Annotated in this window: 9 protein-coding genes and 1 pseudogene; 3 read left to right on the forward strand and 7 right to left on the reverse strand. The window is 68.1% G+C overall.

Annotated elements, in window-relative coordinates; all coding sequences use genetic code 11:
• The 4 genes and pseudogenes from gvpO to AB0O67_RS01170 all read right to left on the reverse strand — a co-directional run.
• Positions 1 to 275, reverse strand: a 275-nt coding sequence (gene gvpO, locus AB0O67_RS01155) for a gas vesicle protein GvpO (RefSeq protein WP_365444385.1), incomplete at its 3' end; no start/stop codon positions are given.
• Positions 160 to 2,199 (reverse strand): annotated as a pseudogene (locus AB0O67_RS01160) (MMPL family transporter); the annotation flags it as partial. The pseudogene AB0O67_RS01160 and the gene gvpO, both read right to left, overlap by 116 nt.
• Positions 2,200 to 2,387: 188 nt before the next feature.
• Complete coding sequence (locus tag AB0O67_RS01165; RefSeq protein ID WP_365444094.1) at positions 2,388 to 2,702, reverse strand: hypothetical protein; 315 nt, start codon at positions 2,700 to 2,702, stop codon at positions 2,388 to 2,390.
• Complete coding sequence (locus AB0O67_RS01170) at positions 2,699 to 3,070, reverse strand: winged helix-turn-helix domain-containing protein (protein ID WP_365444097.1); 372 nt, start codon at positions 3,068 to 3,070, stop codon at positions 2,699 to 2,701. Before AB0O67_RS01170 ends, AB0O67_RS01165 begins: the two co-directional genes overlap by 4 nt.
• A 247-nt stretch (positions 3,071 to 3,317) precedes the next feature.
• Between AB0O67_RS01170 and AB0O67_RS01175 the strand changes: the two genes are divergently transcribed.
• A complete protein-coding gene (locus AB0O67_RS01175) occupies positions 3,318 to 3,521 on the forward strand; it encodes a hypothetical protein (protein WP_365444100.1) in 204 nt (67 codons plus the stop codon).
• A 1,477-nt stretch (positions 3,522 to 4,998) separates the two neighbouring features.
• Here the strand turns inward: AB0O67_RS01175 and AB0O67_RS01180 are convergent.
• The 3 genes from AB0O67_RS01180 to AB0O67_RS01190 form a co-directional block, all read right to left on the reverse strand.
• On the reverse strand, positions 4,999 to 5,733 hold the full coding sequence (locus AB0O67_RS01180; RefSeq protein ID WP_365444103.1) for an alpha/beta hydrolase: 735 nt from the start codon (positions 5,731 to 5,733) through the stop codon (positions 4,999 to 5,001).
• Positions 5,734 to 6,469: 736 nt separating this feature from the next.
• Positions 6,470 to 6,721 (reverse strand): hypothetical protein, encoded by a 252-nt coding sequence (locus AB0O67_RS01185; protein WP_365444106.1) that lies wholly within the window; start codon positions 6,719 to 6,721, stop codon positions 6,470 to 6,472.
• A 145-nt stretch (positions 6,722 to 6,866) separates the two neighbouring features.
• Positions 6,867 to 7,955, reverse strand: coding sequence for a LacI family DNA-binding transcriptional regulator (locus AB0O67_RS01190; RefSeq protein WP_365444109.1), 1,089 nt, complete (start codon positions 7,953 to 7,955; stop codon positions 6,867 to 6,869).
• Between the two features lie 227 nt (positions 7,956 to 8,182).
• Between AB0O67_RS01190 and AB0O67_RS01195 the strand changes: the two genes are divergently transcribed.
• Both AB0O67_RS01195 and AB0O67_RS01200 read left to right on the forward strand, forming a co-directional pair.
• A complete protein-coding gene (locus tag AB0O67_RS01195; protein ID WP_365444112.1) occupies positions 8,183 to 9,691 on the forward strand; it encodes an alpha-N-arabinofuranosidase in 1,509 nt (502 codons plus the stop codon).
• 55 nt (positions 9,692 to 9,746) lie between these two features.
• On the forward strand, positions 9,747 to 11,099 hold the full coding sequence (locus AB0O67_RS01200) for an ABC transporter substrate-binding protein (protein WP_365444115.1): 1,353 nt from the start codon (positions 9,747 to 9,749) through the stop codon (positions 11,097 to 11,099).
• Positions 11,100 to 11,212: the final 113 nt, after the last annotated feature.

An 11,212-nucleotide genomic window follows, 5' to 3' on the forward strand; every position in this document is an offset into this window, starting at 1 on the left:
GCCAGCAGTTGGCCGGCCGGGTCCATCGCGACCTCGTAGCTGGCCATCACACTCGTGGTCTCGGGGATGCGCTCCAGCTCGACGACCTCGACAGGCCGGTTCGTGTGCCCGGTCCTGCGCGGACGGCGAGGCGCTGCCCGCAGCGTGGTTGGCCAGACGGCGGAACAGCTTGCCCGGCCACCAGAACCACCGGCCCAGGTCCAGGGCAAGGGCCGGGACCAGGACCGTACGGACGAGGAAGGTGTCCAGCAGGACGCCGATACCGACGAGCACACCCATCTGCGCCATGGTCACCAACGGCATCCCCGCGAACACCGCGAAGGTGGCGGCCAGGACGATGCCGGCCGAGGTGATGACACCTCCGGTGCTGGTCAGGCCCTCCAGGACGCCGCGGGTGTGGCCGAGGCGGACTGTCTCCTCTTTCACGCGGTGCATGAGGAAGATGTTGTAGTCGATGCCGAGCGCGACCAGGAAGACGAAGCCGAGCAGCGGGATCGACCAGTCCACGCCGGCGAAGCCCAGGACGTGCTCGAAGAGAACGTTCGAGGCGCCCAGGGCCGCGAAGTACGACAACACCACGGTGGCCAGGAGCAGGAGCGGGGCTACGAGGGCCCGTAGCAGCCAGACCAGGACGCCGAGGACGACCAGGAGCACGATCGGGATCACCGTGGTCAGGTCGCGGTCGGCGGCCCGCTGGGTGTCGAGGGTCTGTGCGGTGGTGCCGCCGACCAGGGCATCCGCGTCCTCGACCTGGTGTACGGCGTCACGGAGGTCGTCGATCGTGTCCTTGGCGGCCTGGCTGTCCGGGGCGTACTCCAGCACCACGGAGAGTGTGGTGAGTTGGCCGTCTGGGGTGCGGTCACCGCCGTCCTCGACGCGTGCCACGCCCTCGACCGCGGCTGCGGCCGTACGGACCTCCGCGGCCTGGTCGGTTCTGGTGATGATCTCTGCGGGGTCGGAGGCGCCCGACGGATAGTGCGCCGAGATCCGCTCCTGTGCGACGACCGACTCGGGCTTGTCCTGGAACATCTCGGCCTGCGTCAGGCCCATGCTGATCCCTGTCGCGCTGAGGGCGAGGACACCGGTGACGGCGACGGACATCATCCACGACCAGCGCGGGCGGCGGGCGACGGCCGTTCCGATGCGGGACCAGACCGTGCGGGGCTTGCGGGCCGGCGTGCCGTGGTGCGATACGAACGGCCAGAACACCCACCGGCCCGTGATGACGAGCAGCGCCGGAAGCACCGTGACTATCGCGAGGAAGCCGCAGATGACGCCGACCGCGCCGACCAGACCCAGCGAGCGCGAGGAGTCGATGTCGGCGAAGGCCAGACAAGCCAGGCCAACGGCGACGGTGCCGGCCGAGGCGAGGATGGCCGGGCCGGAACGGGCGAGCGCGATGCGCATCGCCTCGTGACGGTCGGCGTGGCGGTGCAGTTCCTCGCGGTAGCGGGCGATGAGCAGCAGCGCGTAGTCGGTGCCGACGCCGAAGACGAGCACCATCAGCACACCCGCGCTCTGCGGATTGACCGGCAGTCCGGCGTGCTTGGCCAGCAGGTAGGCGGTGACCTGGGTGAGGACGGCCGCGAAGCCGACGGAGAGCAGGGGGAGCAGCCAGAGGATCGGACTGCGGTAGGTGATCAGCAGCAGTGCGGCCACGACCAGGGCGGTGGCGATGAGCAGGGTCGAGTCGAGGCCGTCGAAGACCGCGACCTGATCGGTGAGGGAGCCGGCCGGCCCGCCGACCTCGACCTCCACACCCGGCGGGGCATTCGCTCCGGCGATCTCGCGCAGCTTGTCAATCGTGTCGGTGATCTCGTCCTCGCTGTCCAGCGGGACGACGGTCATCAGGGCCTCGCCGTCCTCGGACGGGATCGGCTGCGAGACCTCCTCTCCCGCCGGGGCGAACGGCGCGAAGGCGTTTCGGTCGGCGGCCGCCTTCGCATCCGCACCGTCGCCGGTGTAGACGACGACGGCGGGCATGACCGTGTCCGTACGGAACTTCTCCAGCTCGGTGTTGACCCGCGCGGACTCGGCGCCGCGCGGCAGGAAGGCGTTGGCACTGGAGTCCTCGACGTCGCCGAGCTTTCCGGCGAGCGGGCCGAGTGCGACGGCCACGATCAGCCAGGCCGCCAGGACCAGCCATTTGCCGCGCCGCCCTCCGGGCGCACGGGTGACGCGCTTGAGCAGCGCACGCATGAGTAGTCTCCTTCGTGGGAGCGCGCCGCCACCAGCCGCGTCGGCGACCGGCACAGGGCGCACGGGCCCGGCACCACGACGTATGAGGTGTGACGACCTGCCGTGGCGTACGGGATGGGTGTGTCCGGGGGCGTGCTTCTCGGTACGGCCGGGAGTTGGCGCTCCCGGCCGTACACCTACGCCAGCTGCTATTCGATCTCGCGCATCATCTTCTCCATCGAGCCGACCGCCAGCCGGGTCTGCGTCAGCTCGTCCAGGGTCTGCCGCTGTTCCTCGACGGTACGGCGCTGCAACTCCACGGTGTCCTCGAGGAGATGCGCGTACTTCGCCGCAAGCTCCTTGTACTGCTCCTCACGCGCGGCCAGCATCCGGGCCCGCCACGTCGCGGCGAGCTGCCAGACGATCACGATGAGCAGGGCGAAGACCCCGGCCGCACCGACAGCGCCGACCAATGCCTCCACCTCGGATCCGTCGGCGGCGAGCCTCACCAAATCCTCATTCACTTCGCTTCCTCTTTCGCGGTCCGGTCAGCGGTCTCGGTGATCGTCGCGGCCGCCCGTGCGATGACGGTGGGTGTCAACTCGTAGAAGAACGGGGCGACTTCGAAGTACTTCATCGCCTTGCCGTCCTCCGCGAGTTCGAGCGTGCCGACGACCAGGCCGGCGGCCTCCAGCCGTTGCAGGTGCATGTGCAGCAGCGGTCGGCCCATGCCAATCTCGCGGGCCAGCGCGCTGACGTAGTTCCGGCTCTCCATCAGCGCCGCGACGATCCGCATGCGGTGCGGATTACCGAGCGCGGAGAGCACCTTCAGCAGCTCGTCGCCCGTCCCTGCCGGAGGCGGTACGCCGTTGTCGTCGGCGACCTCGGGCATCGCGGCCCCCTTTCCGTCGCACCTGTCAGAAGAGGCTGACAGCTGCTTCGGGCACCTGTCAAAGATTCCTGACACGTCTCGGGGTGAGATGGGGGACGTCTCAGGGTCGGTTCGGGGATGCGCGCGGGCACTCCCGCTGTCGTATGCGCCCACTTCATCGAGACCGACTCCCGTACCCATACGCTCGTCCGCTCCCCGGAGCCGGAGAAACTGAGCGAGATGCTGCAGGCTCTTTGGGGAGTCTCTGATGGGCCTGGAGCGGTGGCCGTATCTCGTGCTGTGTGAGGTATGCGGATGGGGCGAGTTGACCGTTGCGGGGCGTCAGCGCCGGAAAACGGGACGGATGCGGGCGGCCGAGCTGTTCGAGCAGAAGGAAGACGCCGAAGCGATGCAGCGCCTCATCGTTCCACGAGCATCGGTGACGCTCAGTAGCTGTCGGTTTCGCTGGTGAGCTGGGGCTGCCGCGCCAGTCGATCCACCGGTCGTCGTCCAAGATGCTGCCAGGAGCGTGAACGCTCACCTTCTCAAGGAACACCCCAGGTCGTGGTCGCTGTAAGCGGTGCCAAGGATCGCGTCCACACCGCAGGAATGCACAGTGACTCTCCGGCCCCCCCGAACCGGAGAGCGGTTGTACGACGATCGGCGCGCTACTCACGTGACCCAGCGTGCACCGCCTACGAAGGTGCGGCGAGCCGACTGCAACTGCCCATGACGCTGGTCCGGGTGTATCGCCGGAATAGTAGAGACGGCACAGCACGCCGGCCCAGGCGCGCGGGGCTCGCCGGGGCGCGGCCGCCCGGCCACCGCCCGAGCTCGGTCGACTTCTTCGGCTGGCCAGCCGTGAATGTCCAGCAGCAGGCCGTCCACGGCCCGCCGACCAGATCAGCGTTGGTCCGGTGCGGGAGCGAGCCGGGGTTAGGGTCGTCGTGCTCCACGTTGTAGAGGCCGCGCAGCCGCTGCTCGTCGCCGTTCATCCGAACAGACTCGCAGCCGCCACCGACAACCCGGGCTTGCCCAGGTTCACCTTGGGCTCACGTGCGGCGGCCGCGGCTTGCCCGGGTCAGGTGCGGAAGGAGGCCAGCCAGCCGCCGGCCTTCTGCTCGTCAGGCTGCTCCGTCGCTAAGTGACAGCACTTGTGCACGGGTTCCGACGGCAGTCGATGATCAGCTCGCCCCAAGTTGTTGACGGAAAGGACGGCACTGCCAGCCGGTCCCCGGCCTGCGTCAACTCTTCGCTGTGGCGGGATAAGGACCGTCCGGACGCCGGCGCCGAGGGCGAGGCCCTGGTTGGCGGGCGGCCCCCGGTGGGAAGCCGTATGGATGTCCTACGATGCGACTGGTGAAACACAAACGTCGCGTCCGAATGCTGCTGGCCTGCTGCGTCGTCGCCGTCGCTGCGTTCGGGTGGTACGCCAGCACGGCCGTACGTCCTCCTGACTGCGAGGTCGCTTTTTCCGCATTCGCCGATGGTGATGGACAGCCCCTCCCCGAGAACGGGAGGAAGTGACCTGGGATGAACTGACCGAACGTGCCTACCAGGACATGGTCGCGTCAGGACGTTGCGAGCCGCCGGCAGCCCGCTGGCGCCACTGGGTCAGCTGAACCGACGTGCAGGACCGATCTGCGTGCGGCTCCACCGCAATGCAGGACGCTCCAGGCACACAGTCCGCCACCGTCACGCCGTGCTTGCGCTCCATCTGGGCATGACCAGTACCTTTCACCAGGACCATCCCGATGCTGCCAACTCGACTTTGCACAGCACCTGCAGCTCTGCAGAAAGCGAACAGTTCATGACTTCAGGCAGCACGAAGGCCCCTGCCGAGAGTTCAGCAGGGGCCCCGCTGTGGAGAATCGCAGTGGGGACCTGTCCTCCATGAGCGGCATGCCGCCGACATCAGCTACCGTCTGCTGCCGGTCGACGGCCCGGCCTCACTTCAGATGTCGGGTGAAGAACTGGGCCGCGGCGTCTCCCGCGAACTGCGGGACGCCGGTGTGCCCGCCCATGCTGGCGTGCAGGGACTTCTCCTTCGAGCTGAAGGCGTCGAACAGGTCCAGGGCCGCCTGCCTGTCGTTCCCTTCATCGTCCCACTGCAGTAGGACGTGCAGCGGAATGGTGACCTGGCGGGCCTCCTCGAACATGGCGCGAGGCACGAAACTCCCGGCGAAGAGACCGACGGCCACGATGCGCGGCTCGACCACCGCCAGCCGGATGCCGACGGAGATCACTCCCCCCGAGTACCCGACCGGACCGCCGATCTCGGGCAGCGACAGGAGGGCGTCCAGGGCGGCCTGCCATTCCGGGACCGCCTTGTCGACCAGCGGCAGGATGAGGGCGTCGACGATCTCGTCGCTGACAGGCTCGCCGGCCTCCATCGCCCGGCGCAGGTCGGCGCGGGACTGTTCGGCAGCCGGCCAATGGGGCCGGTCGCCGCTTCCCGGGAGCTCGATGGTGGCCGTGGCGAAGCCCTCCGCCGCGGAGTGCCGGGCTCGGTCCACCAGTCGGGGGTACATCCTGCGCAGCCCAAGGGGAGGGTGGCCGAGCAGGATCAGCGGCACCGGTGCGGAAGCGGATGCGGGTGTCCACACGATGCCGGGGATCTCGCCGAGGGTAAATTCCCGTTCGAGGACGCCGTCGTCGAGGCGCTGCTCGGAAGTGAAATGCATGGTCGTGCCTTTCGGGAGTGCGCTGGAACGGCGCTCCCGGACGACATGTCTATCGCCCGACCGTGACCCCGAAGGGGAGCACCCATGTCGATACTGCGTTCACGGGTACCACCTCCTCGATCTCTCGCACGGCCTCCGGAAATGTAGCAATGGTCGCCTCGTCCGCCTAACGGCTTTTTGCGGAGTCTCCGTGGCCGGATGCCACAGAGGTGTCACGCAGAGCTGCTTCGGGTGTCGTCGCGACCTTCCGAGTGCGGCTCTGCGGCGGCGGGGGTGCACTGGCGCTGTCGTTTCTCAGGTCTGGCTCACTTTCCGTGTAGTTGTTACGGAGAGTTGGTGCGCGAGGTCATGCCGAGTTGGCGGCCGATCGCCCTCCGCCTCAGTCCGGAGGCCAGCAGTTCGTGGACGGTCGCGTGCTTGGCGCGGGTGCGGTCGGCAAATCGATGTCCCGTAGGCCACGGCGAGCCGGACGGGTCTTCGAACTTCTCCAGTTCGGGCGCAGGCTGGGCTGGATCTGGCGCCAGCACCCGCGGCGGTCTGCGACACAACGCTCGGCGGCTTCGCTCAGGTTGTGCCAGAGGTGCCACCTGTCCGCCACCTGCACCGCCCGGGGGGTGCCCCGGCTGTGGCGCCTTCGGCGAAGAACGGTGCCCGATCGCGGCATACCACCTCCCGCCATGAATCTCGTTGCCGTCCGCAGCACTGATCGCGCCGGCACTGTGGGCCGCTTCGCGAGTCAAGCGGCCGGGCTGGATGCCTCCCGGTCGGGCAGTAGGTCCACCGGCCTACGGCTTTCGACGTCGACCGGGACAGTCCAGTATCGGCAGCGCCACCACACCGCCGCTCGAGGACCGTGTGCCTGGAGCCGTTCGAGGGTGGTGAACAGGATGAGAATGGCGTCGGCGTAGTTGTAGTAGCCGGCCAGGTTCCCGACGCCGATGCCCATGCGCTCAAAGCTGCCGGACCAGATAGCGCGGGTCTCGGTCATGACCGCGTTCGTGCGGTTCTTCAGCGCCTGCGATCCCATCCTGGCGCCCGGATTGAAAACCACGACGACCGGAAGGCGGCTCTCGCGGCCGGTCGGCGGGAGCGCGCCCGAGGAGCGCGTCGCCGTGAGGGCGGCCCACCGGGCGTCAAGGCCTGCCAGGACTCGTGCTCTCCCGGATGATTAGGTCATGGCGTGCGGTCACTTCGCGGGGAGCCGCGCGCCGTTGAACAACCGAACGGGCGCCGTGGATCTGGATTTCGAGCATCTCGACGGCGACCCGCGCGACCTGTTCCTTGTCCGGGCGGATCGTGGTCAACGTCGGTGTGCTGTAGCGACCGTCCTCGATGTCGTCAAATCCCGCGATCGCCACGTCTTCCGGAACCCGCAGCCCCGTCGAGAGCGCTGTGCGCAGTGCTCCCAAAGCCAGGAGATCGTTGCAGCAGAAAACGGCGTCCGGGGGCTGCGGAAGATCGAGCAGCTGCCGCATCAGGCGTGCGCCGTCGGCACGGTGGTAGTGCGACGTCGCGGGTGCGAGACGCTCGTCGTAGGCGATGCCGGCCGTCGCGAGGGCCTCTTGGTAGCCCGCCAGGCGCAGATGGGCGGTGTTCGCGTTCGGATTGTCCTGCTTTCCGATTGCGGCGATCCGGGTGTGGCCGAGGGAGAGCAGGTGCTCGGTAACCTCTCGGGCGGCCCGCTGGTTGTCGACGGCCACATGGTGGGTAGGGCCGTCCAGTACGCGCTCGCCGAGCAGCACTAGCGCGGTGCTGTCCTTGCGGGCGGACAGTTCGTCCGCTCCCACGGTGATCGGGCTGAAGATCAGTCCGTCGATGCGTTGCTCGCGTACCCCGTCCAGCACTTCCCGTTCACGGGCGGGAAGGCCGTCGGTCTGCTCAATGAGGACGGTCCAGCCGCGTTCCGCCGCCGCCTCGATCACGAAGCGGCTCAGCTCCGCGAAGTACGGCGCGTCCAGCTCGGGCAGGGCGAGCGCGATCACGCCTGTCCGCCCCTGCCGGAGGTTGCGGGCGGAGAGATTGGGCCGGTAGTCGAGCTGGTCCAGCGCTCGCTCCACCTTCTCGCGCGTTTGCGGCGTTACGTATGTGTAGCCATTGACCACATTCGACACCGTCTTCACGGACACACCGGCCAGCGCGGCGACGTCCTTGAGACTCGCCCCCACCCTCATCACCTCCACCGCGCCCCTGCAGGCGCCCTGAGCCTGCGTGATCGCGTGCATGTCCCACCGTTGCTCAGTGCCTGCGGGGGCCGCCGAAAGCCCCACCGGCCATGGTTTGAAAATTTTCCGGAGAAGTCTTGCCGCTGCCTATTTACGACGCTGTTTCAACGATGTAATCGTACCAGTGCGACGGCAGCCGACGCCTCCTCGGTCTCTTCGGCCGGCCGTCGCCCTACCCTCTCGCGGCCCTTCTGCCTCACCGCACCTACGTCCAGGAGTCCAGCTTCATGCCCACCGCCCGCCTCACTCTCGATCCGGCTTTCCGGGTCGGCTCGGTCGACCGGCGACTGTTCGGCTCGTTCGTCGAGCACATGGGCCGGTGTGTGCACACCGGCATCTACGAGCCCGGCCACCCCACAGCCGACGAGGAGGGTTTCCGCACCGACGTGCTGGAACTGGTCCGCGAACTCGGGATCACGGTCGTGCGCTATCCGGGCGGCAACTTCGTGTCCAACTACCGCTGGGAGGACGGCGTAGGCCCGCGCGAGGACCGCCCCCGGCGACTCGACCTGGCGTGGCGGAGCGTGGAGTCGAACGCTGTCGGCCTCAACGAGTTCATGGCCTGGGCCGCTAAGGCCGGCGTGGAGCCGATGATGGCTCTCAACCTCGGTACCCGCGGACCCGCCGAGGCTCTGGACCTGCTGGAATACGCCAATTACCCCTCCGGCACCGCCCTGTCGGACTTGCGCCGCTCCCACGGCGTCGAGGAGCCACACGGCATTCGCATGTGGTGCCTGGGCAACGAACTGGACGGCCCCTGGCAGATGGGCCACAAAACGGCTCACGAGTACGGCCGGGTCGCCGCCGAGACGGCACGCGCGATGAAGCGGTTCGACCCCACTCTCGAACTGGTCGCCTGCGGCAGCTCCAACGCCCATATCGACACTTTCGCCTCCTGGGAGGCGACCGTGCTGGAGCACACATACGACTTCGTGGACCACCTATCCCTGCACGCCTACTACGACCCCGGCGACGGGGACATCGACTCCTTCCTCGCCAGCGGTGCCGAGATGGACCGGATGATTTCGGCGATCACGGCCACCGCCGACCACGTCGGCGCCAAACTCCGCAGCAAGAAAAAGATCAAGCTGTCGTTCGACGAGTGGAACGTCTGGTACCAGAGCCGATTCGGCGGGGAGGACTCGCTGGACTGGCGGCCAGCCCCAGAACTGATCGAGGACGTCTACGACGTCACCGACGCCGTCGTGGTGGGCAGCCTCCTGATCACCCTGCTGCGGCATGCCGACCGGGTCGGCGCCGCATGCCAGGCACAGCTGGCGAACGTCATCGCGCCTATCCTGACCCGCCCCGGCGGACCCGCCTGGCGGCAGACGATCTTCCATCCGTTCGCCCGCACCGCACGGCACGCGCGGGGAACCGTCCTGCGGGTCGAGCCGGACTCACCGTTGATCGAAACCACCAAGTTCGGCGACGTGCCCGCCCTGTGGTCGGCGGCGACGTACGACGAGGAGAGCGGCAACGTGGCGCTGTTCGCAGTGAACCGGGGACGCGGCGAGGAACCGCTTCGCCTGACCGCCGACGTCCGGGCCTTCTCCGGCGCCCGGGTAGTGGAGCATGCAGTCCTGGACGACGCCGACACCTCGGCCGTCAACACGGCCGAGCAGCCTGACCGGGTCCGCCCACGTGAGGTGGCGGGGACGAAGACCGATGACGGGACGCTCACCGTCGACCTTCCCCCCGTCTCCTGGACCATGATCCGCCTCGCCACCCGCTGACCACGATCCGACCGTCCCCGGGCCCGGCCTCGGGCCCACCCCTGAGGAGCAACGAATGCGCACTTCCTCTTCAGCCGGAACGCCACTCCCCCGCAGAACCCTGCTGGCCGCCTCGGCAGCCGCCGCGGCCGGAATGCTCACCGCGTGCAGCGGAGGCACCAAAATCGGGGCCGAACAGGGTGACGGTGACTCGGCACCGAGCTTCAGCGGCGACGAGTACAAGGGACCCAAGGTCACGCTTGAGTTCTGGAACGGCTTCACCGGCGGCGACGGACCGCACATGAAAGCGATGCTCCGTTCATTCAACGAGCGCTACAAGGGACGGATCGAGGTCCGGAACACCACCCGTCAGTGGATCGACCTCTACCCGGCCCTGCCCACCGCGATCGCCGCAGGCAAGGGCCCCGACGTCGCGGTCATCCACAACGAACAGATCGCAACCTTCGCGGCGCGCAACACCCTCATCCCCCTCGACGACGTGACCTCTGCCCTCGGCCTCAGCGAGAGCGACTTCGTCCCGGCCGTCTGGCAGGCCGGGGTCTACCAGGGCAATCGGTACAGCGTGCCACTCGACGTGCACTGCTTGGCCGACTACTGGAACGCCCGGCAACTGTCGAGGGCCGGCATCGAGGAAGCCCCCCAGGTCCGTTCCGCTTACGAGGACGCCCTGCGCGAGGTGAAGGCATCCGGTGTGGCGCACCCGTTCTGGATGCCCAACAAGTGGCCGGCCCACCTGATGTTCATGACCCTGCTGTGGCAGTTCGGCGGCGAGATGTACAGCGAGGACGGCTCCAAGGCGCTCTGGGGGTCCGACGCGGGCGCCGAGGCGCTGAGCTGGATGGTGCAGCAGATCCGCAAGGGCTACAGCCCTGATCAGGTGGCGCAGGACGCCCAGTACAACGCGTTCAAGAACAACAAGGTCAGCTTCACCTGGGACGGCATCTGGCAGATCAACGATCTGAAGGAGAACGCCACGAGCGTCGACTGGCGCATGTCCGCCGTGCCCCGCATCGGCGACCGGGAAGCGGTGTGGAGCGCGAGTCACAACTTCGTCCTGACCTCCCAGGCCGGACGGGACAAGAACAAGGTGCAGGCCGCCAAGTTCTTCATCGACTACATGAGCGAGCGCTCCACGGAGTGGGCGAAGGCGGGCATGATCCCGGCCCGCAACAGTGTTCGCGCCGAGGCGGAAGTGGCCGGACTGCCGCAGACGCAGCTCGCGAAGAACGTCGACGTCTTCCACTTCCTGCCCGCCCTCCCCGGACTCGGCGACGTGCAGACCAAGGCGCTGGAGCTGGCCGTGCAGCAGGCGGTGCTCGGCAAGGCCTCCGTGACCAAGGCCCTGGAGGACGGCGTACGGACCGCCGACCAGGTCCTGGCCGAGAACAAGCAGAAGTACGCGAAGTGAGGCAGTCCCGGTGGAACAGCGGTTGACCGAATCGTCCACCGAACGGCAGCCGCGACGGGGCTCGGGACGTACCACGGCCCGAGCCTCCGCCCGGCACCAGTGGTGGACGCCCT

This window comes from Streptomyces sp. NPDC086077 (genome assembly GCF_040686175.1).
Lineage (GTDB): Bacteria > Actinomycetota > Actinomycetes > Streptomycetales > Streptomycetaceae > Streptomyces.